Raw genomic sequence first — 20,480 nt, forward strand, 5'->3', positions numbered from 1 at the left:
GGCTGGGGCTGGGGCGGACCCGGCTGGCGCGGCAACTATTGGGGCCCGCCCCCGGGCGGCTGGAACCGTCCCGGCTGGCGCGGCCCGCGTCCGGGCTGGAACGGCCCGCGCCGGGTGTGGAACGGCAATCCCGGCTGGCGGGGACGCGGCCCCGGCTGGCGCGGTCCGCGCATGGGGCCCGGCCCTCGCATGGTGCGCGGTCCTGGCATGGGGCGCGGCCCCTATATGGGCGGCCGCCCCCCGATGATGCGGGGCGCGGGCTATGGCGGCATGCGCATGCGCCCGATGGGCGGCATGGGTGGTGGCTTCCACCGCGCCCACTGAGGACGGCTTCCGCAGATATCGGGCGATGTCTGCGGAACTCCATTTAATACATTGAAATATCAGGCGTGACCGAAGACGCGCTTGAAGATCGTATCGACATGCTTGAGGTGATAGCCGAGGTCGAACTTCTCGGCGATCTCCTCAGGCGTGAGATATTGCCGGACCTCGGAATCGTTGGTCAGCAGGTTCTGGAACTCGCCTTCGCCGCGCCACACCGGCATGGCGTTGCGCTGCACGAGGCGGTAGGCGTCCTCGCGGCTGGCGCCCTTCTGCGTCAGGGCCAGCAGGACGCGCTGCGAATGGACGAGGCCGCCAAGGCGGTCCATGTTCTTCTGCATGTTCTGCGGATAGACCAGCAGCTTCTCGACCACACCGGCGAGGCGGTTCAGTGCGAAATCCAGCGTGACCGTCGCGTCCGGGCCGATGCCGCGCTCGACGGAGGAGTGCGAGATATCACGCTCGTGCCACAGCGCCACATTCTCCAGCGCCGGGGTGACCATGCCGCGCACGAGGCGGGCGAGGCCGGTGACGTTCTCGGTCAGCACCGGGTTGCGCTTGTGCGGCATGGCAGAGGAGCCCTTCTGGCCCTCGGAGAAAAACTCCTCGGCTTCCAGAACCTCGGTGCGCTGGAGGTGACGGATCTCGATCGCCACGCGCTCCATGGAGGAGGCGACCACGCCCAGCGCGGCGAAATAGGCGGCGTGGCGGTCACGCGGGATGACCTGCGTCGACACCGGCTCGACCTTCAGCCCGAGCTTCTCGGCGACATATTCCTCCACGCGCGGGTCGATCTGCGCGAAGGTGCCGACGGCGCCCGAAATGGCGCAGGTCGCCACTTCCTCGCGGGCGGCGACGAGGCGCGCGCGGTTGCGCTGGAATTCGGCATGGGCCTGCGCGAGCTTGAGGCCGAAGGTGGTCGGCTCGGCGTGGATGCCGTGCGAGCGGCCGATGGTCGGGGTGAGCTTGTGCTCGAAAGCGCGGGCCTCAAGAGCGGCCAGCAGCCGGTCCACATCCTGGATGAGGATGTCGGCGGCGCGCACGAGCTGCACGTTCAGGCAGGTGTCGAGCACGTCGGAGGAGGTCATGCCCTGGTGGACGAAGCGCGCCTCCGGCCCGACGATCTCGGCGAGATGGGTCAGGAAGGCGATGACGTCATGCTTGGTGACCGCCTCGATCTCGTCGATGCGGGCGACGTCGAAGGTCGCGTCCTTCGCCTTTTCCCAGATCTTCGCCGCGGCTTCCTTCGGCACCACGCCGAGCTCGGCCAGCGCATCGGTGGCGTGCGCCTCGATCTCGAACCAGATGCGGAAGCGGGTCTGCGGCTCCCAGATGGCAGCCATTTCAGGACGGGTATAGCGCGGGATCACGGGCGGCTCTTTCGACGGTCGAGGGACAGCCGCGCTCTAGCAGATTAGGCCAGATCCCACAAATACCGGCCTCAGACCATCTCGCCGCGCACCCGCGCCGCCGCCTCACGGATCGCCCTGATGTTGGCGGCATAAGCGTCGGGGCCGCCCTTGAACACGGCGGAGCCGGCGACCAGCGCGTTGGCGCCGGCCAACGCGCAGTCGGTCGCGGTGACGTTGGTGACGCCGCCATCGATCTCGATGTCAATCGGGCGGTCGCCGATCATCGCGCTGAGCTGGCGCACCTTGTCCATCACCGGCGCGATGAAGGCCTGCCCGCCGAAGCCGGGATTGACCGTCATCACCACCACGAGGTCGATCAGGTCGAGCACATGCTCGATGGCGCCGGCCGGGGTGGCGGGGTTGAGCGCGACGCCCGCCTTCTTGCCGAACGCGCGGATCGCCTGAAGCGAGCGGTGCAGATGCGGGCCGGCCTCGGCATGGATCGAGATGTGGTCAGCCCCGGCCTTGGCGAAGGCTTCCAGATAGGGATCGACCGGCGCGATCATCAGATGCACGTCGAACGGCTTTTCGCTGTAGGGGCGGATCGCCTTCACCACATCCGGGCCGAACGAGATGTTCGGCACGAAATGACCGTCCATCACGTCGATATGGATCCAGTCGGCCCCGGCGGCGTCGACCGCGCGGACCTCCTCGCCGAAGCGGGCGAAGTCGCTGGCGAGGATCGAGGGGGCGATGATCAGCGGGCGGGGGGGCATGGCAGGTTCTCCGAATTGCCGCGCCCCTAACATGGGGAGCGCCCCGCCCGCAAGAAAGCCGACAAATCCGAAGGAGACCGGATGCGCCGGTATTGAGGGAGGACTAAGCTGCTGCGAGTCGCGTCGATAAAGGATACTGCGCCGGCGGGCGCGGGCGGCGCGACGGACGAGGGGAGCCTGCCTATGAAGACTGTTCGATATCTGGCGGCGGGGGCCGTCGTCGCCGTCGCCGGGCTGCTGGCGACCATGCCCGAGGCCAACGCCTGGCGCGCCGGCGCCTGCGGACCGCGTGGCTGCGTGGGCGCGGCCGGCAATCCGGGCCATTATTATGGCGCGGGCCGCTACTATGGCCCGGTGCCGCGCGGCGGCGGCGTGGTCGTTGTCAACCCGCGCCGCTACTGGGCGCCGGGTGGCGCGGTGGCCGCGGGCGCGGCGCTCGGCTTCCTGACCGGCGTTGCGGCCGCCAATCTGGTCGGCCCGCCGCCCCAGCCCAATTACTGCTGGTTCTACACCAACCCCCAGCGCACCCAGGGCTTCTGGGAGCCGTGCCCCTGAGGCACGCGCAAGAGCGCTTTGAAACAGGACGCGGCCGGAAGGAATTCCGGCCGCGTTTTAGTTTTCAGGAGGTCGTTTCAGGGGAGCGAGATCACTTCGTCCAGGCGTCGACCTTGGCCTTGTTGGCGGCAACCCAGGCCTTGGCGGTGGCGGCCGGATCGGCGCCGGGCTTCTCGTTCTCCACCATCAGGGCCTGCTCGTCGGCGAGCGAGAGGTTGAAGCCGTCGAGGATCTTGTAGGCCTCGGGCGCCTCTTCCTTGAGCTTGGTCGAGACGATGGTGTTCACGGTCTCCTCGCCGCCGAACACGCCCTTGGGATCGTCGAGATATTTCAGGTCCCAGGTCGCGAACATCCAGTGCGGGGTCCAGGTCGTGATGACGATCGGCTCCTTCTTGGCGTAGGCGTCCTTGAGCGCGGCGACCATGGTGGCGTCCGAACCCTCGACCAGCTTCACCGGCAGGCCGTATTCCTTGATCGCCTTCTCCGACGCCTTCATCAGGCCGGCGCCGGGATCGATGCCGATCACCTTGCCGCCGAACTTCGCCGGATCCTTCTTGATGTCCTCGATGGTGGTGATGTCGACATAGGTCGGCACCGCCCAGCCGATCTTGGCGCCGGTGACGTTCGGCCCGAGATTGTCGACCTTGGACTTGAGCTTGTCGTAATAGGCGGCATGGGTGCCCGGCAGCCAGGCCGCGACCATGGCGTCGGCCTCGCCGGTGGCGACCGCCTGCCACATCGCCGCGCCCGAGAGCGGGACGATCTTCACCTTGTAGCCCTTATCCTCCAGCGCCGCCTTGACGACGTTGGTGGCGACCACGGCATCCGACCATTCGACATAGGCGATGGTCAGGTCCTTCTTTTCCGCCTGCGCCGCGCCGAGCGTCAGGCCGAGAGCGGCGGCGGCGACCGCCGTGCCCTTGAGGAGTTTCGAAAGGATCGACATTGACGGAGACTCCGATTCTGGAAGTTGAGGTTGCGGGGCGGAAGTCTTGTGCTTCCTTGAGAAAATCGGGCGGCTAGCCGGCGCCGCGGTCCATGCGCATGCGCCGGGCGATGTGCTGGGTGATGCGGTCGAGGATGACGGCGAGCACGACGATCGCGATGCCCGCCTGGAAGCCCTGTCCGGCCTCCAGCCGCTGGATCGCCTTCCACACCTCGCCGCCGAGGCCGCCGGCGCCGATCATCGCCGCGATCACCACCATGGAGAGCGCGAGCATGATGGTCTGGTTGATGCCGGCCATGATGGTGGGGATGGCGAGGGGAAGCTGGAGCTTGAACAGCTTCTGCCAGCGCGAGGAGCCGAAGGAATCCGCCGCCTCTACGAGTTCCGGCGGCGTCTGCATGATGCCGAGCGCGGTGAGCCGGATGGTCGGCGGCATGGCGAAGACGATGGTGGCGAAGCAGGCCGACACGGCGCCGAGCCCGAAGAAAGGGATGGCCGGGATCAGGTACACGAAGCTCGGCATGGTCTGCATCATGTCGAGCGCCGGCCCGACCACGCGCCAGAACCGGCGGCTGAGCGCGGCGGCGATGCCGATGGGAATGCCGATCATCAGCGCGAAGGCGGTGGAGACCAGCACCAGCACCAAAGATTGCAGCGTCGCCCGCCACAGTTCGAGATTCCACAGGAAGGCGAAGCCGAGCATGGTGAACAGCGCGATGCGCGCCGTCGTCAGCCGCCAGACGATCAGGCCGAACACCAGGATCACCAGCCAGGGCGGCAGGTCGACGAGGAAATCGGTGGTGGCCTCGATGCCGGTGCCGATCACCGCGCTGATGGCGCGGGTGACGCCGGAGAAATGCTCCGTCGCCCAATCCAGCGCGGCGTCGCACATCTCGGCAAGGGGAATGCGGGGGATTTCGAAGTCCATCGCCGGCGCCCTCAGTGCATCGGTTCGCCGCGGCGGCGCGCGAGCGCGGCCACGAGGTCGGTATTGCTGATCACGCCGCGCAATTCGCGCCCGGCGCCGACCACCGCGATCTCGCCACGCCCGGCCGCCAGTCGCGACACCGCCTCGTTGAGCGTCGCGGTGTCGGGGACGCAGGCGTCGCGGTCGCTGGCCAGCAGGCGGATTTCCGTCGCCCCGGCACCGCGCAGCACGCCGGCATCGACCGTGCCCTGGAACAGCCCGTTCTGGCACACGACGGTCGCGGCGGGGTCGCCGGACTGTTCGAGCCGTACCAGCGCCTCGGCGGCGGGAACGTGCCAGGGCACAACGCAGGCCGGCGCGCGCATGGCGGCGCCCGCCGTGACCACGCCGAGCACATCGATATGCTCAACGAAGCGGCGCACATAATCATCGGCGGGATTGGCGAGGAAATCGGACGCATAGCCCTGCTGGACGACCGCGCCGTCCTTCATCAGCACTATCCGCCCGCCGAGCGCGATCGCCTCGTCGAGGTCGTGGCTGACGAACACGATGGTCTTCTTCAGCCGCTTCTGCAGCGCCACCAGCTCCTGCTGCATGTCGCGGCGGATCAGCGGGTCGAGCGCGCTGAACGCCTCGTCCATCAGCAGCACGTCCGGCTCCAGCGCCAGAGCGCGGGCGAGGCCGGCGCGCTGCTGCATGCCGCCGGAAAGCTGCGAGGGCAGGTGAGCCTCCCAGCCCTTCAGCCCGACAGTCTCCAGCGCGGCCATCGCGCGCTCGCGGCGCAGCGTGGGGGAGACGCCCTGCACCTCAAGCCCGTATTCGACATTGCGCAGGATGGTCCGGTGCGGGAACAGCGCGAATTGCTGGAACACCATGCCGAAGCGGGTGCGCCGCACGGCCATCAACTCGCTCTCGGAGAGCTTGGTGAGGTCGGTTTCGTCGAGCAGCACCGAGCCGGCGGTCGGCTCGACGAGGCGGTTGATGCAGCGCAGGCAGGTCGACTTCCCGGAACCGGAAAGTCCCATCACCACGAGAATCTCGCCCTCGGCGATGTCGAAGCTGACATCGTTCAAGCCCACGACCGCCCCGGTCTGCTTGAAGATCGCCTCGCGGCCGAGGCCGCTCTGCAGAAGCGGCAGGGCTTTTCCGGCGTCGTCGCCGAAAATCTTGGTCAGTCCGCGAACCCTGATGCGAGGCCGTTTCTCAGTCATGAACTCCCCCGTGCCAGGAGAGTGTCAGGCGCATGGCAGCCATGCCGATTGCACAGATGCGACGGCAGGGGCTGGAAATACGACAGTCACATGATGGCGCTCAACTGAGCGGCGGGCCGCCCCACAGATCGCGCCAGCTCGGCTGTGCGCCGCGCTGGGGAAGGGCGTTCGCCTCATACACAGCGCGGGCGCAGGCGCGTGCCAGCGTCGCCACCGTCGCGGCCCCGATCAGCGCGAGGTCGAACACCGGGTCGGCGAGCTCGCGCTTTCCGGTCGCGGCGGCGAAGATGGTGTCGCCGTCGAGAGGGGTGTGCACCGGCCAGATCGCGCGGGCGAAGCCATCATGGGCCATCACCGCGAGCCGCTTGGCCTGGGCCTTGGTCAGCACCGCGTCGGTAGCGACCAGCGCGATGGTGGTGTTGGCGCCGGCCGGCAGGCCCTTGAGCGCCGGCGGATCGGGCAGCGCGGGCAGGGGATGGGGCAGGCCGAGGCCGCCAAACTCGCCGCCCTGCTCGAAAGGCGCGGACCAGAAATGCGGCATGCCCGGCAGGTTGGTCGCCCCGCAGGCGTTTACCGCCACCAGCGCGCCGATCGTATGGCCGGTGGAGCAGAGCATCGAGGCCGAGCCGAGGCCGCCCTTCATGCTCACCGTGGTCGCGCCGGTGCCGGCGCCGACGGTGCCAAGCGGGAAATCTAGCCCGGCGGCATTGGCCGCCTGATAGCCGAGGTCGCGATAGGGAGCGAAGCGGCCCCACTCCTTGTTGCCGCCGTTGAGCAGATCGAACAGCACCGCCCCCGGCACGATCGGCACAAGCGCATCGCCGACGGGAAAGCCGATGCCGCGCTCGGCCAGAGCCGCCATCACCCCCGCCGCCGCATCGAGCCCGAAGGCCGACCCGCCCGAGAGCGTGATGGCGTGGATCGCGCCCACCGTCTCGTCCGGCGCCAAAAGGTCGGTCTCGCGCGTGCCCGGCCCCCCGCCGCGCACATCGACCGAGGCAACCGCCGGCTCGTCGAACAGGATGGTGGTGACGCCGGAACCGAGAGTGAGGTCCGTGGCATTGCCGACCTTGAGCCCGGCGACATCGGTGATCAGGTTGCGGGCGAGGGTGGCGCGCATGGGCGTCTCTCCATCTTGCCGGCCGCGCCATCACATCACGGGGAGAGGCGGGTCGGTCTCATTGCTAAAGGCGCACGGGAGGTGCATTGGGAGGGAACCGGAACGATGCAGGTTGCCAAAATTCATGGCCGACGTCACGCTCCCGGCGGCCTTTGTCGCCGGCATTGCCAGCTTCGCCTCTCCCTGCGTGCTGCCGCTGGTGCCGCCCTATCTGTGCTATCTGGCCGGCACCAGCCTCGACCAGATCACCCACAAGGCCCCGACCGACGCCGCCGCCCGGCGCACCCTCGGCGCGGCGCTGCTGTTCGTGGCCGGATTCTCCACCGTGTTCGTCGCGCTGGGCGCCGGCGCCTCGGTGATCGGCGGTTATCTGCGGCTGTATTCGCAGGAACTCTCCATCGTCGCCGGCATCGCGATCCTGGCGATGGGGCTGCACTTCCTCGGCATCCTGAAATTCGGCTGGCTGAGCCAGACGAAGCGCGTGCATGTCGACGCCCCCACCGGCTTGTTCGGCGCCTATCTGATGGGCCTGGCCTTCGCCTTCGGCTGGACGCCGTGCATCGGGCCGGTGCTGGCGGCGATCCTCGCGGTGGCGGCGAGCGAGCAGACCCTCACCCAGGGCGCGCTGCTGCTGGGCATCTATTCCGCCGGGCTGGGAGTGCCGTTCCTGCTGGTCGCGGCGATGGCGCGGCCGGCGCTCGGGCTATTGATGCACGCGCGGCGCTGGCTGCCGGCGGTGGAGAAGGGCATGGGCGCGCTGCTCGTGCTCACCGGCATCGGCTTCCTCTCCGGCTGGATGGCGCAGATGAGCTACTGGCTGCTGGAGACCTTCCCGGCGCTGGCGAGCTTCGGCTAACGCGCGATCCTCTTCAGCGCCCGGCCAGCGGCTTGCGCATGCGCAGGCACGCCATGCGCAGGCCGCCGCTCAGCAGATGTTCGCCCGTCCGCTCGGTCACGAAGCCGTGGCGCAGATAGAAGGCCTCGGCATTGAGGCTGGCATCCATGACCAGTTCCTTGAGCCCGTATTTGCGCGCCCGCAGCTCCAGCGCTGCCAGCATGGCCGCGCCGATGCCCATGCGTCCGTAATCGGGGCGCACATAGACCGCGCGCAGTTCGCGCCGGCCCGGAACGAATGAGCCGAAGCCGACGATGCCGGCCCCGCGCCGGCGCGCGACAACCGCTTCCTCGATGCCGTTCTCGACGCGCAAAGCGAGGGCATCCACATGTTCGGGCCGCACCGGAAGCGGCGCCCAGGCATCGATGATCTCGGGCGCATAGAAGCCGACGGCCGTCCCGCGAATGGCGGCGCGGTGGACCGCCAGTATCGCCTCGGCATCGTCCGGGCGAGCTGTGTCGAGGCGGATATTGGACGGCATCGGCATGGGGATTCCTGCGGCACGGCGAATCTGTCGCCGCAGATTGTGCGCAAGTCGCCCCATAAGAAAACCCGCCGGATTGCTCCGGCGGGTCTCGTTATTCAGACACTGGCGCGGTGATGCGCCCGCGGCTCACAGCTCGGAATAGCCGCCGTCCTTCCAGACGTAGACGACGTAGTCGCCGCTGGTGCGGTCACCCTTCTTGTCGAAGGAGAGCGTGCCGAGCACCGTGTCGAACTTGGCGCCGGAGTGGATGTACTCGGCGATCTTCTTCGGGTCGAGCGACTTGGTGGCGTCCGCCGCCTGCTGCAGCATCTGGCCGGCCGCATAGGTGTAGAGCACGTAACCTTCCGGATCGATGCCCTTCTTCTTGAACTCCTCGACGACCGCGGCGGCCGCCGGGATCTTGCGGGGGTCGGAACCGAAGGTCATCAGCGTGCCCTCGGCGCCCGGACCGGCGATGGTCCAGAACTCCTTGTCGGTGATGCCGTCGCCCGAGAACAGGACGGTCTTCAGGCCCTGGTCGCGCATCTGGCGAACCAGAAGGCCAGCTTCGGTGTGCAGGCCGCCGTAGTAGAGCACGTCGACGCCAGCGCCCTTCAGCTTGGAGACGAGCGCGGTGTAGTCCTTCTCACCCGGGTTGATGCCCTCGTAGATGACTTCGGTCACGCCGCCGGCGTTGATCGACTTCTTGGTCTCGTCGGCCAGGCCCTTGCCGTAGGGGGTCTTGTCGTGGACGATGGCGATCTTCTTGCCCTGAAGGTTCTTCAGGATGTACTCGCCGGCGGTGGCGCCCTGCTGGTCATCGCGGCCGCAGGTGCGGAACACGTTGGTCAGGCCGCGCTCGGTGAGCTTCGGGTTGGTCGAGGCCGGGGAGATCGCGATCACGCCGGCTTCGGCATACTGCTCGGAGGCCGGGATCGAAACGCCGGAGTTGAAGTGGCCGAGGACGAATTTCACGCCGTCCGCGATGAACTTGTTCGCGACCGAGACGCCCTGCTCGGGCTTGGAGGCGTCGTCGCCGATGACGATCTCGACCTTCTCGCCCATCAGGCCGCCCTTGGCGTTGACGTCGGCCGCCCACTGTTCGGCACCGTTCTTGAGCTGCGCGCCGAAGGTGGCATTCGGGCCGGTGATCGGACCGCCGACGCCGACCTTCACCTGCGCGGAAGCCGGCATGGCCATCGCCACCATCGCGCCGAGCGCGATACCGGCCAACAGAAGCTTCTTCATGAACTTCTCTCCTGATTCTCTGGGAGGATTAGAACTTTACGCGGCCATTTCCTGTCGCGGTCATCGCCCCTGGGCGCCATCATGCCCGTTTCCGTGCCGGTGTCGACGGCGAAGACGAAGCGCGCATCTGCAAGCATCAAATCCGAGCCACGTCCGGCGCTCAAGGGAAATTCTCAAGAAATCTATCCGTTGCTCTTCTCGCGCCAGCCGAACGGGCCAGCCTGCCGATAAAGCCAACTATACCGGGTCGCCATCTGCTTGGCGCGCTCGGCGCGGAAGCCGAGCGTGGTCACCGCGATGAGGAACGCGGTGTCGGTCAGGAAATAGTGCCCGGACATCAGCGTGCCGTTGAACAGCGCGAAGTGGAAGAAACGCACCACGCAGCCCAGCAGCACCGCATAGAGCACGGCCTGCCGATAGCCGCGCCAGGTCTTGGCGATGGCGCGGCCCGAGAGCCAGGACGCCCCGCCGCCGAGGAAGATGGTGACCAGCAGGAAGTCGCCGCGCGAGACCTCGACGACGAGTTCCGGCGCCACTAGGAAGGCGGCGGCGACGGCGCCGATGACCGCGATGGGCCCGCTGACGGCGAGGCTGGTCGGCGCGCCCTGGGAAATGATGGTCCCGGAGAATTCGGCTGCCATGATCAGTGCCTCCCGCCTTCGAGATAGGCCGCGCGGACTTCGGGGCGCTCCAGCAGCTCGCGCCCCTCGCCGGACATGGTGACGGAACCGTTCACCAGCACATAGCCGCGATGGGCGAGCTTGAGCGCGTGAAACGCGTTCTGCTCCACCAGGAATACGGTGAGGCCCTCGGCACGGTTCAGCTCGCGGATCGCGTCGAAGATCTGCTTCACGATCAGCGGGGCGAGGCCGAGCGAGGGCTCGTCCAGCATCAGCAGGCGCGGCCGGCTCATCAGCGCGCGGCCGATCGCCAGCATCTGCTGCTCGCCGCCCGAGAGCGTGCCGCCACGCTGGTTGATGCGCTCCTTGAGGCGCGGGAACAGCGTGTAGACCTTCTGCAGGTCGCTGTCGAAATGGGCGAAGCCGTCGACCGAAGCGCCCATTTGCAGGTTCTCATAGACCGTCATGCGCGGGAAGATGCGCCGGCCTTCCGGCGATTGCGCGATCTTGAGCTGGGCGATCTCGTGGGTCGGCATCTTGGTGATGTCGCGGCCCTCATAGACGATCTGGCCCTCGCGGGCGCGCGGCTGGCCGAAGATGGTCATCATCAGCGTCGACTTGCCGGCGCCGTTGGAGCCGATCAGCGTGACGATTTCGCCGCGATGCACGTCCACGTCGACGCCCTTCAGCGCCATGATGTTGCCGTAGAAGGTCTTGACGCCGCGCACGGCCAGCATCGGGGCCTCGGCGGGGGTAGAAGTGTCGGTCACGATGACGCTCCCGTTGCAACCGTGGCGTCGATTTCCGCCTCGACCTCCTCGACGGCGTCCTCATCGACACCGAGATAGGCCGCGATGACGCGCGGATCGTTCTTCACCGCTTCGGGCGTCCCGTCGGAAATCTTCGTGCCGTAGTCGAGCACGACGACGTGGTCGGAAATCTCCATCACCACGCTCATGTCGTGCTCGATCAGCAGGATCGAGGTGCCGTGATCGGCGCGGATCGAGCGCAGCAGCGCGTTCAGCTCAAGGCTCTCGCGCGGATTGAGGCCGGCCGCCGGCTCGTCGAGGCACAGCAGGATCGGCTCCGAGCACATGGCGCGGGCGATCTCCAGCCGACGCTGGGCGCCATAGGGCAGGTCGCCCGCCGGATCGTCGGCACGGTCGAGCAGATCGACCTGCTCCAGCCAATACACCGCCTTCTCGCGCGCCGCCTTCTGCGCCGCGTTCCAGCTCGGCAGGCCGAGCAGGCCCTTGATCGAGAATACCGAGGCCTTCATCAGCGCGTTGTGCTGAGCCACCATCAGGTTTTCCAGCACGGTCATGCCGGTGAACAGGCGGATGTTCTGGAAGGTGCGCGCCACCTTGGCGTCGCCGGAGACGCGGTAGTCCGGAAGGCGCTCCAGCAGATACACCGCGCCCGAGCTTCCGGCGAGCGAGCGCTCGCCGTTGAGCGTCACCGCGGCGAGCTCGGAATCGGTGGGCGGGCGCTGGTGCGCCAGCACGAGGCGGCCCTCGCTCGGCTTGTAGAAGCCGGTGATGCAGTTGAACACCGTGGTCTTGCCGGCGCCGTTCGGCCCGATCAGCGCGGTGATGTCGCCGCGGCCGACCTTGAAGGACAGGTCGTTGACCGCGACCAGCCCGCCAAAGCGCATGAACAGGTGCTCGACGCTCAGTATGGGATCGATGTCCCACCTGTGCGCGGTGGTATCTGTGGGGAGCGACATCAGCCGTGCCCTTCCTTGACGAGATCGCCCGAGACCGACTTCTTCTCCTTGAGGAAGATCGTGGGATCGCGGGTCGAGACGAGGCCGCGCGGCTTCCACACCATGATGACCACCATGGCAAGCCCGAACAGCAGCATGCGGTAGAGGCTCGGGTCGAACTCGTTGCCGAAGAACTGCTTGAGGAAGCCGAGATTGCGCAGCATCTCCATGCCGCCCATCATCACCGCCGCCGAGACCGCGACGCCGATCTGCGAGCCCATGCCTCCGAGCACCACGATGGCGAGGATCATCGCCGAGATGTCGAAGGTGAAGCTCTCCGGGCTGACGAAGCCGGCGCGCACCGCGAAGAAACAGCCGGCGAATCCGCCGAACATCGCGCCGGTGGCGAAGGCCGACAGCTTGACGTTGGTAGTGTTGAGGCCGAGCGAGCGGCAGGCGATCTCGTCCTCGCGCAGCGCTTCCCACGCCCGGCCCACCGGCAGCTTGCGCAGCCGCACCGTGACGAAGGCGGTGAGCAGGGCCAGGCACAGGATCACGAAGTAAAGGAAGATGATGCGGTGCATCGGGTCGAAGGTCAGCCCAAACAGCGCCGCGAAGCCATTCTCGCTCGCATTGAACGGAATGCCGAAGAAGGTGACACGCGGGATCGAGGCGATGCCCGCGCCGCCGCCGGTGAAGTCCACCCAGTTGATCAGGACCAGGCGGATGATCTCGCCGAAGGCCAGCGTGACGATGGCGAGATAGTCGCCGCGCAGGCGCAGCACCGGAAAGCCGAGGATCATGCCCCACACGCCGGCGAAGATGCCGGCGGCCGGCAGGCAGATCCAGAACGCCCAGTCCGCCCAGAACTGCTCGCCGATCAGCCCGGCGAAGAAGTCGTTCACCGGCGCCGAAGTGGCGAGCAGGGCGTAGGTGTAGGCGCCCACCGCGTAGAAGGCGACATAACCGAGGTCCAGCAAGCCGGCGAGGCCGACCACGATGTTAAGACCCCAGCCCAGCATCACATAGGTGAGGATGAGAATGCCGAGGTCGATCAGGTAGCGGCTCTCGTTGAGCCCACCCATCGACAGCACCGCGATCAGCGGGAAGGCGATGGCGAAGGCCAGCAACGCCGGCTTGAAGGCCGGGCCGATGGCAGTGAAGGTCCGCGCAACGGCACCCGGACCGGTGCGGGTCTTGACCACCCGGTTGGGCGACCACACCGTGAGATTGAGGATCAGCCGGCCGGCGAATACGATGGCGACCATCACCGCCACGGCATAGGGCCGGTAGTCGAGGCCGAGCACGCCGTCGCGGATCACGGTTTCGAAGCCGACCAGCGGGCCGATCAGGCCCAGCGTGATCAGGCCGGCGAAGAACGCGTCCTTCAGGGCATGGGGGAAGGCGGAAGCCGGGGCCGCCCCGGCGGCGGGGGCGCTTTCAGCGATATGCGCTGCCATGATGGGAAACCCTACACCTTCTCGACTTCAGGCCGGCCCAGCAGGCCCTGCGGCATGAAGATAAGGGTGATGGCGAGAATGGAGAACGCCGCGACGTCCTTGTATTCGATCGAGAAATAGGCCGACCAGAACGTCTCGATGAGGCCGATCAGCAGCCCGCCCAGCACGGCGCCAGGCAGCGAGCCGATGCCGCCGAGCACCGCCGCGGTGAACGCCTTCACGCCGGGCACGAAGCCGTCCGCGAAATGGGCGACGCCGTAATACATCAGGTACATGGTGCCGGCGACGGCGGCGAGCGCGGCGCCGATGACGAAGGTCAGCGAGATGGTGTGATCGACATTGATGCCGAGCAGCGCGGCCATCTTGCGGTCCTGCTCACAGGCGCGCTGCGCCCGGCCGAGCGAGGTCTTCTGCACCAGATACCAGAAGCCGGTCAGCAGCACCGCGGTCACTGCCATGATGATGACCTGCTTCCACGCCAGCGTGACCTGATAGGAACCGTTGTCCATCAGCACGATCACGTCGGTGATCATCGGGGGCACCGGCTTGTTGCGCGGGCCCTGCGCGACCTGGACGAAGTTCGACAGGAAGATCGACATGCCGATGGCCGAGATCATCGGCGCGAGGCGGAAGGAGCCGCGCAGCGGCCGGTAGGCCACCCGCTCGATCGCCCAGCTCGTCAGCGAGGTGAAGAACATCGCCACCACCAGCACGATGGCCAGCGCCAGGAAGATGGAGGTGATGCCCAGCACCGTGGTGAGCAGCAGGAAGCAGATCAGCGAAATGAACGCCGACACCATGAACACGTCGCCATGGGCGAAGTTCACCATGCCGATGATGCCGAACACCATGGTGTAACCGATCGCGATCAGCCCGTAGATCGAGCCGAGCGTCAAACCGTTGATGAGTTGCTGAACAAAGACGTCCATTACGAACTGGCTCCCCTCGGCCGCCGGGCGCATCTTTTAAGCGCCGCAGCCGCTGCCCAGATTGTGGTCATGCTCATATGAGCGCCGTTAACTCTTAGCGCGGCCCTTAAAAGGATACAATTCGATCGAAAGGCGAAATGCAATCGATCGAAAGAAATGATGTTTCGGTATTGCCGTAGGGCGAAACACCTCAATTTCTGAGATGCGGGTTGCTTAGCCGGCGGGTTGCACCTGTCGGATGCCAAGAACGGCCTGTGTTTTTCGCTGGCGGGTGTCTGGGTGTGCTACGTCCAAGGTTCGACCCGTCAGACGGTTTCCTTTCGCCCGGCTTCGGAGTTATGCACAGGATGCTTTCCGACCGTCGTCGGGGCGTCACGGAGGTCCCGTTGGACGACATTACCCGCCACAAGGCCGAGCCGGCACTCTATCGCGAGGCGATGAGCCGCCTCGTCGCGGCCGTCCATGTGGTCACGACGCGCGGAGAGGCCGGCCGCGCCGGCTTCACCGCAACCGCGGTGGTTTCGGTTTCGGACGCGCCGCCGACTCTGCTGGTCTGCCTCAACCGCTCGATCAACGCCGCCGCCGCCTTCCGGCAGGCCGGGCTGTTCGCCGTGAACATGCTCAGCGGCGAGCAGCAGGCGGTGGCCGACAGCTTCGGCGGCAGGCTCGGCATGAACGGCGAGCAGCGTTTCTCGGTCGGGCACTGGCAGGACGGCACGCTCGGCGTGCCGTGCCTCACGGGCGCGCTCGCCGTGTTCGAATGCCGGCTGGCCGAGGTGCGCACCATCGCGACGCACAATGTGCTGGTCGGCCATGTCGAGGCGGTCACGCTCGGGCCGGCGGCGCCGGGGCTCGCTTATGTTGATCGCAGCTATCGGGTGCTGTGAGCGGGGCTAGACGGCTTGCCCCGCGCACCAGCCCGACGACCAGGCCCACTGGAAATTATAGCCACCGAGCCAGCCGGTCACGTCCACCACCTCGCCGATGAAGAACAGGCCCGGCGCTTCTTTCGCCTGCATTGTGCGCTGGTCCAGCCCCGCCGTATCGACCCCGCCGAGCGTCACCTCGGCGGTGCGGTAGCCTTCGGAGGCGGTCGGCTTGAGCCGCCACGCGTTCACCGCCGAATCGATCTGCCGGAGATGGCGGTCCGACAAATCGGCGAGGTTGCGGCCTCCTGCCTCGCTATCGGCGACAAGCTGCGCCAGCCGGCGCGGCAGGAAGGCGGACAGCGCGGAGACCGGCGCCTGCCGGCCATTTGAGGCACGCGCGTCGCGCAGTTGCGCAAACACATCGATGCCGGGCGCCAGCGCGATCTCGATGTCGTCGCCCTCGCGCCAGTAGGAGGAAATCTGGAGAATCGACGGGCCGGAGAGGCCGCGATGGGTGAACAGGAGCCCCTCGTCGAAGCGGGTCTTGCCGTGGCGCACGCTGGCCTCGACCGCGACCCCGGCAAGCGGGGCCAGCCGCTCCAGCGAGCCCGGCTCCAGCGTCAGCGGCACGAGGCCGGGGCGCGTCGGAACGATCTTCAGCCCGAAATGTTCGGCGATCTCATAGCCGAGACCGGTCGCGCCCATTTTCGGGATGGACTTGCCCCCGGTCGCCACCACCAGCGAGCGGCAGGCCAGCAGGCCGGCGCTGGTGCGCAGATGGAAACCGTCGGCGGTGCGCGAGACCTCCTCGATCGAAGTCGACAAGGCCAGCTCGCCGCCAGCATCCCTCAATTCGCGCAGCAGCATGTCGACGATCTGCCGCGCCGAGCCGTCGCAGAACAATTGCCCGAGCGTCTTCTCGTGCCAGGCGATGGCATGGCGATCCACGAGCGCGATGAAGTCGTGCTGGGTGTAGCGCTTGAGCGCGGAGATGCAGAAGCGTGGGTTGGCGGAAAGATAGGCGCGTGGGCTGGCGTCGAGATTGGTAAAATTGCAGCGTCCGCCGCCGGAGATGCGGATCTTTTCGCCCGGCGCGCGGGCATGGTCGATCACCAGCACCGAGCGCCCGCGCTTGCCGGCCTCGATGGCGCACATCAGGCCCGCCGCGCCGGCGCCGAGCACCACGACATCGAACAGGCGGGGCGCGAGGGTCACGCCGGCACCCCGGCATCATAGTCGTGCGCGCCGCCGCAATAATCCGTGACGCGCCAGCCTTCCGGCGTCGGCTCCAGATAGGACGGGCCGACCGGCACCTTGCCGTAGCCGCCGGGAATGTCGAGCACATAGGTCGGCAAAGCGAGGCCCGAGAGCCGCCCGCGCAGCGCCGCCATCAGTTCCTGTCCGCGCTCGATGGGGAGGCGGAAATGGGCGGTGCCGGGAGCAAGGTCGGGATGATGCAGGTAATAGGGCTTCACCCGGCACTCGACCAAAGCGCGGAACAGGGCGGCAAGCGTGCTCGCATCGTCGTTCACCCCGCGCAGCAGCACGCTCTGGCTGACCAGTGCGATGCCGGCATCCGCCAGCCGCGCCAGCGCCGCCCGCGCCTCGACGCCTAGCTCGCGCGCATGGTTGGCGTGGACGGCGATGTAGGTGGTGAGCTTCGGCGCGCGCAGGGCCGCCACCAGCATGGCGGTGATGCGCTCGGGCGCGGCGACCGGCACGCGGGTATGAAAGCGCACAATCTTCACATGGTCGATGGCGGAGAGCCGCGCCATCAATTCGCCCAGCCGGCGCGGCGAGGCCACCAGCGGGTCGCCGCCGGTCACCACCACTTCCCAGATCTCGGGGTGGGCGCCAACATAGGCCAGTGCCGTATCGAGCGCGGCGTCGGAGAGGCTGGTTTCCGCACCCGGCCCCACCATCTCGCGGCGGAAGCAGAACCGGCAATAGACCGCGCAGACGCCGACCAGCTTCAGCAGCACCCGGTCGGGATATCGGTGCACGATGCCCGGCACCGGGCTGTGCGCCTCGTCGCCGATCGGGTCGGCAAGCTCGTCGGGCCTTGTCTCCAGCTCGTGCGCATCGGGCAGGAACTGCGCGGCGATGGGATCCCCCGCCTCGCCCGGCGTCATCAACCCGGCCAGCGTCGGCGTGACCGCCACGGCATAGCGGGCGGCCACCGCTTCCAGCGCCGGGTCGCTCGCCACCAGCCCGGCCTCGGCAAGGTCGGCAACGCCGCGCAGGGTGCGGGGCGGCAGGGCAGGGGTGGTCAGCGCGGGCAGGGAACGGGCTTGGCTCATGCGCGCTCTTGTGATCGGTTCCGGGCATCTCGGCAAGGCGTGCCGCGCATGGCTGGGCTATGCTGGCGGCACGGTTCGGAGACACAGCCCATGAATGTGCGGGAAGACGACGTGCTGGAAGCGGCCGCGCGCTGGCGCCGCGAGGGGCGGGGCGTGGCGCTCGCCACCGTGGTCGAGACCTGGGGCTCGGCGCCCCGACCGGTGGGCAGCCATCTGGTGATCGATGACCGCGGCGATTTCCTCGGCTCGGTGTCGGGGGGCTGCGTCGAGGGCGCCGTGGTGTCCGAGGCCGCCGAGGTGATCGCGGACGGCCAGCCCCGCCTCGTCTCCTTCGGCGTCGCGGACGAGACCGCCTGGCGGGTCGGCCTGTCCTGCGGCGGGCGCATTTCGGTTTATGTCGAGAAGGTCGGCTGATGGATCTTGCCTTGCTCGAAGCGCTGAACACGGAGCGCGCCGCCCGCCGCGCCGCGATCGTGGTGACCGAACTCGGCAGCGGCCGGCAGCGTCTGGTGACGCCCGCGCAAGTCCCGGCCGATCCGCTCGCCGGCCAGCTGGCGGAGGCGCTGCGGACCGGGCGCAGCGCGATGGTCGAACACGGCAATGAACGCATGTTCTTGTCGGTGCAGGTGCCGGCGCCGCGCCTCGTCATCACCGGCGCCGTGCATATCTCGCAGGCGCTGGCGCCGATGGCGGCGATGACCGGGCTCGATGTGGTGATTGTCGATCCGCGCAGCGCCTTCGCCACACCCGAGCGCTTTCCCGCCGTCGACCTCCGCGCGCAATGGCCGGACGAAGCGCTCCCAAGCCTCGCGCTCGACGCGTTCACCGCCTTCGCCGCGCTGACCCACGATCCCAAGATCGACGATCCGGCGCTGGAGGAGGCGCTGCGGCGCGGCTGCTTCTATGTCGGCGCGCTCGGTTCGCGGAAGACGCACGCCGCGCGGCTTGAGCGGCTCGCCGGACGCGGGCTCGGCACGGAGATGCTGGCGCGCATCCATGCCCCGATCGGCCTCGATATCGGGGCGGCGACGCCGGCGGAGATCGCGGTGGCGATCCTCGCGCAGGTTGTCGGCACGCTGCGCCAGCGCCCCGCCGCGCGGGAGCGGGCGGCATGAAGTTCGGCACGGTGACGCTGGACGATGCCGAAGGCGCGGTGACCGTCCATTCGCTGAGCCTGCCCGGCCTCACCCTGCGCAAGGGCACGCGGCTCGATCCCGGGCTGATCGCGCAACTGCGCGCGGCGGGCCAGGGCGAGGTGATCGCCGTGCGCGCCGAACCCGGCGATGTCTGGGAGGACGAGGCGGCCTCACGGGTCGCGGCCTCCGTGCTCGGTCCCCATGCTGTGGCGGACGCCGCCTTCACCGGTCGCGTCAACATCCGGGCGACGGTGTCCGGCCTGCTCCTCGTCGACCGCGCGGGCATCGACGCGCTGAACATGGTGGACGAGGCGGTGACGCTCGCCACACTTCCGGCGTTCCGAGCCGTGCGCGCCGGCGAGATGATCGCCACGGTGAAGATCATCCCCTTCGCCGTGCCCGGTACGGTGCTGCACCGCATCGCCGCGCTCGCTGGGCCGCTGGTACGGGTCGCGCCCTACCGCCTGACGCGCGTCGCTCTCGTCTCGACGTGTCTGCCGGCCCTCAGCGAGAAGGTGCTCGCCAAGACGGCGAGGACCACGGCGGCGCGACTTGCGCCGACCGGTGCGTCGCTGATCGGCGAGCAGCGCGTGGCCCATGACGCCGCCGCCGTCGCGCAGGCGGTGCGTGCGGCGATCGGGCAGGGCGCGGAGCTGGTGCTCGTGTTCGGCGCTTCGGCCATCGCCGACCGCCGCGATGTGATTCCCGCCGGAATCGAGGCGGCCGGCGGGGTGATCGAGCATTTCGGCATGCCGGTCGATCCCGGCAATCTGCTGCTGGTCGGCCGTGTTGGTTCCGTTCGGGTGCTCGGCGCGCCGGGCTGCGCGCGCAGTCCGAAGGAAAACGGCTTCGATTGGGTGCTCGGCCGGATGCTGGCGGGACTGGACGTTTCGAGATCTGATATCATGTCCATGGGTGTAGGAGGATTGCTCATGGAAATTCCGACACGTCCCCAGCCGCGCGAGGACGACGCGGCGAACTCCGGCCGCACCGGCGTGGTGCTGCTGGCCGCCGGGCGCGGCACGCGCATGAACGGCGTCAACAAGATGTCGGCCCTGCTCGACGGCGAGCCGCTGGTGCGCCGCGCCGCCTGTTCCGCGCTCGCCGCCAAGACCGGGCCGGTGGTGGTGGTGACGGGCCATGAGGCCGAGCCGGTGACGGCGGCGCTCGAAGGGCTGGACGTCACCCTGATCCATAACCCCGATTTCGCCGACGGGCTCTCCACCTCGCTGAAGGCCGGCATCGCCGCGCTGCCGGAGGATGTCGCCTCCGTGGTGGTGATGCTCGGCGACATGCCCAAGGTCGGCGCGGAGCTGATTGGGCGGCTGGCCGACGCGCTCGATCCCGAGGCCGGGCTTCTGATCGCGGTGCCGGTGCGCGAGGGCAAGCGCGGCAATCCGGTCGCGCTGTCGCGTCGCCTGTTTCCCGCACTGATGGCGCTTTCCGGCGATATCGGCGCGCGCCAGATCATCGCCGAGAACCCCGACGCGGTGATCGAGGTGGCGGTGGACGACAATGGCGCGTTCACCGATATCGACACGCGCGAGGAGCTGGAGGCGCTGCAGATCCACGTCATCGCCGCGCGGGCCGATGTCGATCCCACGCCCGCGCTCGACGGCATGGAAGCCGAAGACGCCTGAGCG

The 20,480-nt window shown here is 68.1% G+C and carries 21 protein-coding genes and 1 pseudogene; 7 read left to right on the plus strand and 15 right to left on the minus strand.

Annotated elements, in window-relative coordinates:
* Positions 1–324: pseudogene (locus tag VRZ77_RS06865) on the plus strand (hypothetical protein); the annotation flags it as partial.
* 59 nt (positions 325–383) lie between these two features.
* Here the strand turns inward: VRZ77_RS06865 and purB are convergent.
* A complete protein-coding gene (gene purB, locus VRZ77_RS06870) occupies positions 384–1,691 on the minus strand; it encodes an adenylosuccinate lyase (protein ID WP_414591922.1) in 1,308 nt (435 codons plus the stop codon).
* 71 nt (positions 1,692–1,762) lie between these two features.
* Positions 1,763–2,449, minus strand: a complete 687-nt coding sequence (gene rpe / locus VRZ77_RS06875) for a ribulose-phosphate 3-epimerase (protein WP_414591923.1) — start codon at positions 2,447–2,449, stop codon at positions 1,763–1,765.
* Positions 2,450–2,632: 183 nt separating this feature from the next.
* On the opposite strand from rpe, the gene VRZ77_RS06880 reads away from it, so the two are divergent.
* On the plus strand, positions 2,633–3,004 hold the full coding sequence (locus VRZ77_RS06880) for a hypothetical protein (protein WP_414591924.1): 372 nt from the start codon (positions 2,633–2,635) through the stop codon (positions 3,002–3,004).
* A gap of 91 nt (positions 3,005–3,095) precedes the next feature.
* Here VRZ77_RS06880 and VRZ77_RS06885 read toward each other — a convergent pair whose 3' ends face one another.
* The 4 genes from VRZ77_RS06885 to VRZ77_RS06900 form a co-directional block, all read right to left on the minus strand.
* A complete protein-coding gene (locus tag VRZ77_RS06885) occupies positions 3,096–3,950 on the minus strand; it encodes a glycine betaine ABC transporter substrate-binding protein (protein WP_414591925.1) in 855 nt (284 codons plus the stop codon).
* Positions 3,951–4,023: 73 nt separating this feature from the next.
* The gene (locus VRZ77_RS06890; RefSeq protein ID WP_414591926.1) at positions 4,024–4,878 is read right to left on the minus strand and encodes an ABC transporter permease; all 855 of its coding nucleotides are present in this window, start codon (positions 4,876–4,878) and stop codon (positions 4,024–4,026) included.
* An 11-nt stretch (positions 4,879–4,889) separates the two neighbouring features.
* Entirely contained in the window at positions 4,890–6,089 is a 1,200-nt protein-coding gene (locus VRZ77_RS06895; protein WP_414591927.1) for a quaternary amine ABC transporter ATP-binding protein, read from the minus strand.
* Between the two features lie 100 nt (positions 6,090–6,189).
* Positions 6,190–7,209, minus strand: a complete 1,020-nt coding sequence (locus tag VRZ77_RS06900; RefSeq protein WP_414591928.1) for a P1 family peptidase — start codon at positions 7,207–7,209, stop codon at positions 6,190–6,192.
* A gap of 124 nt (positions 7,210–7,333) precedes the next feature.
* Between VRZ77_RS06900 and VRZ77_RS06905 the strand changes: the two genes are divergently transcribed.
* Positions 7,334–8,065 (plus strand): cytochrome c biogenesis CcdA family protein, encoded by a 732-nt coding sequence (locus VRZ77_RS06905; protein ID WP_414591929.1) that lies wholly within the window; start codon positions 7,334–7,336, stop codon positions 8,063–8,065.
* A 13-nt stretch (positions 8,066–8,078) separates the two neighbouring features.
* Here VRZ77_RS06905 and VRZ77_RS06910 read toward each other — a convergent pair whose 3' ends face one another.
* The 7 genes from VRZ77_RS06910 to VRZ77_RS06940 all read right to left on the minus strand — a co-directional run bounded on the left by VRZ77_RS06910 (position 8,079) and on the right by VRZ77_RS06940 (position 14,532).
* Positions 8,079–8,591, minus strand: coding sequence for an N-acetyltransferase family protein (locus VRZ77_RS06910; RefSeq protein WP_414591930.1), 513 nt, complete (start codon positions 8,589–8,591; stop codon positions 8,079–8,081).
* Positions 8,592–8,717: 126 nt separating this feature from the next.
* Entirely contained in the window at positions 8,718–9,818 is a 1,101-nt protein-coding gene (locus tag VRZ77_RS06915) for a branched-chain amino acid ABC transporter substrate-binding protein (RefSeq protein ID WP_414591931.1), read from the minus strand.
* A gap of 182 nt (positions 9,819–10,000) precedes the next feature.
* The gene (locus VRZ77_RS06920; RefSeq protein WP_414592041.1) at positions 10,001–10,354 is read right to left on the minus strand and encodes a DUF6867 family protein; all 354 of its coding nucleotides are present in this window, start codon (positions 10,352–10,354) and stop codon (positions 10,001–10,003) included.
* A 107-nt stretch (positions 10,355–10,461) separates the two neighbouring features.
* Positions 10,462–11,175, minus strand: a complete 714-nt coding sequence (locus VRZ77_RS06925; protein ID WP_414592042.1) for an ABC transporter ATP-binding protein — start codon at positions 11,173–11,175, stop codon at positions 10,462–10,464.
* 29 nt (positions 11,176–11,204) lie between these two features.
* Entirely contained in the window at positions 11,205–12,164 is a 960-nt protein-coding gene (locus VRZ77_RS06930) for an ABC transporter ATP-binding protein (RefSeq protein ID WP_414591932.1), read from the minus strand.
* Positions 12,164–13,603 carry a high-affinity branched-chain amino acid ABC transporter permease LivM gene (livM, locus tag VRZ77_RS06935; protein ID WP_414591933.1) on the minus strand — a complete coding sequence of 480 codons (1,440 nt, stop codon included), beginning with the start codon at positions 13,601–13,603 and terminating at the stop codon, positions 12,164–12,166. The genes VRZ77_RS06930 and livM overlap by 1 nt, the downstream gene beginning before the upstream one ends.
* A gap of 11 nt (positions 13,604–13,614) precedes the next feature.
* Positions 13,615–14,532, minus strand: a complete 918-nt coding sequence (locus VRZ77_RS06940) for a branched-chain amino acid ABC transporter permease (protein WP_414591934.1) — start codon at positions 14,530–14,532, stop codon at positions 13,615–13,617.
* Between the two features lie 386 nt (positions 14,533–14,918).
* Between VRZ77_RS06940 and VRZ77_RS06945 the strand changes: the two genes are divergently transcribed.
* A complete protein-coding gene (locus VRZ77_RS06945) occupies positions 14,919–15,419 on the plus strand; it encodes a flavin reductase (RefSeq protein ID WP_414591935.1) in 501 nt (166 codons plus the stop codon).
* A 6-nt stretch (positions 15,420–15,425) separates the two neighbouring features.
* Here the strand turns inward: VRZ77_RS06945 and VRZ77_RS06950 are convergent, their stop codons facing one another.
* A complete protein-coding gene (locus VRZ77_RS06950; protein ID WP_414591936.1) occupies positions 15,426–16,616 on the minus strand; it encodes an NAD(P)/FAD-dependent oxidoreductase in 1,191 nt (396 codons plus the stop codon).
* Entirely contained in the window at positions 16,613–17,701 is a 1,089-nt protein-coding gene (locus tag VRZ77_RS06955) for a lysine-2,3-aminomutase-like protein (protein WP_414591937.1), read from the minus strand. Before VRZ77_RS06955 ends, VRZ77_RS06950 begins: the two co-directional genes overlap by 4 nt.
* A gap of 90 nt (positions 17,702–17,791) precedes the next feature.
* Here VRZ77_RS06955 and VRZ77_RS06960 point away from each other — a divergent pair, with 90 nt between their 5' ends.
* Genes VRZ77_RS06960 through VRZ77_RS06970 form a run of 3 tightly spaced genes read left to right on the plus strand, consistent with a single transcriptional unit; the run spans position 17,792 to position 20,477 of the window.
* Positions 17,792–18,115 (plus strand): XdhC family protein, encoded by a 324-nt coding sequence (locus VRZ77_RS06960; RefSeq protein ID WP_414591938.1) that lies wholly within the window; start codon positions 17,792–17,794, stop codon positions 18,113–18,115.
* Positions 18,115–18,816 carry an XdhC family protein gene (locus VRZ77_RS06965; RefSeq protein WP_414591939.1) on the plus strand — a complete coding sequence of 234 codons (702 nt, stop codon included), beginning with the start codon at positions 18,115–18,117 and terminating at the stop codon, positions 18,814–18,816. The genes VRZ77_RS06960 and VRZ77_RS06965 overlap by 1 nt, the downstream gene beginning before the upstream one ends.
* The gene (locus VRZ77_RS06970) at positions 18,813–20,477 is read left to right on the plus strand and encodes an NTP transferase domain-containing protein (RefSeq protein WP_414591940.1); all 1,665 of its coding nucleotides are present in this window, start codon (positions 18,813–18,815) and stop codon (positions 20,475–20,477) included. Before VRZ77_RS06965 ends, VRZ77_RS06970 begins: the two co-directional genes overlap by 4 nt.
* Positions 20,478–20,480 lie beyond the last annotated feature (3 nt).

Origin of the sequence: Ancylobacter sp. G4_0304 (assembly GCF_047501495.1) — a bacterium.
Taxonomy (GTDB): Bacteria; Pseudomonadota; Alphaproteobacteria; order Rhizobiales; family Xanthobacteraceae; genus Ancylobacter.

Bases quoted from the DNA above. Each gene is read 5' to 3' on its own strand.
- VRZ77_RS06925 (WP_414592042.1), bottom strand. From the start codon at position 11,175: ATGCTGGCCGTGCGCGGCGTCAAGACCTTCTACGGCAACATCATGGCG.
- VRZ77_RS06880 (WP_414591924.1), top strand. From the start codon at position 2,633: ATGAAGACTGTTCGATATCTGGCGGCGGGGGCCGTCGTCGCCGTCGCC.
- VRZ77_RS06900 (WP_414591928.1), bottom strand. From the start codon at position 7,209: ATGCGCGCCACCCTCGCCCGCAACCTGATCACCGATGTCGCCGGGCTC.
- VRZ77_RS06960 (WP_414591938.1), top strand. From the start codon at position 17,792: ATGAATGTGCGGGAAGACGACGTGCTGGAAGCGGCCGCGCGCTGGCGC.
- VRZ77_RS06930 (WP_414591932.1), bottom strand. From the start codon at position 12,164: ATGTCGCTCCCCACAGATACCACCGCGCACAGGTGGGACATCGATCCC.
- livM (WP_414591933.1), bottom strand. From the start codon at position 13,603: ATGGCAGCGCATATCGCTGAAAGCGCCCCCGCCGCCGGGGCGGCCCCG.
- VRZ77_RS06910 (WP_414591930.1), bottom strand. From the start codon at position 8,591: ATGCCGATGCCGTCCAATATCCGCCTCGACACAGCTCGCCCGGACGAT.
- VRZ77_RS06905 (WP_414591929.1), top strand. From the start codon at position 7,334: ATGGCCGACGTCACGCTCCCGGCGGCCTTTGTCGCCGGCATTGCCAGC.
- VRZ77_RS06890 (WP_414591926.1), bottom strand. From the start codon at position 4,878: ATGGACTTCGAAATCCCCCGCATTCCCCTTGCCGAGATGTGCGACGCC.
- VRZ77_RS06915 (WP_414591931.1), bottom strand. From the start codon at position 9,818: ATGAAGAAGCTTCTGTTGGCCGGTATCGCGCTCGGCGCGATGGTGGCG.
- VRZ77_RS06885 (WP_414591925.1), bottom strand. From the start codon at position 3,950: ATGTCGATCCTTTCGAAACTCCTCAAGGGCACGGCGGTCGCCGCCGCC.
- VRZ77_RS06895 (WP_414591927.1), bottom strand. From the start codon at position 6,089: ATGACTGAGAAACGGCCTCGCATCAGGGTTCGCGGACTGACCAAGATT.
- VRZ77_RS06940 (WP_414591934.1), bottom strand. From the start codon at position 14,532: ATGGACGTCTTTGTTCAGCAACTCATCAACGGTTTGACGCTCGGCTCG.
- VRZ77_RS06955 (WP_414591937.1), bottom strand. From the start codon at position 17,701: ATGAGCCAAGCCCGTTCCCTGCCCGCGCTGACCACCCCTGCCCTGCCG.
- VRZ77_RS06970 (WP_414591940.1), top strand. From the start codon at position 18,813: ATGAAGTTCGGCACGGTGACGCTGGACGATGCCGAAGGCGCGGTGACC.
- VRZ77_RS06965 (WP_414591939.1), top strand. From the start codon at position 18,115: ATGGATCTTGCCTTGCTCGAAGCGCTGAACACGGAGCGCGCCGCCCGC.
- rpe (WP_414591923.1), bottom strand. From the start codon at position 2,449: ATGCCCCCCCGCCCGCTGATCATCGCCCCCTCGATCCTCGCCAGCGAC.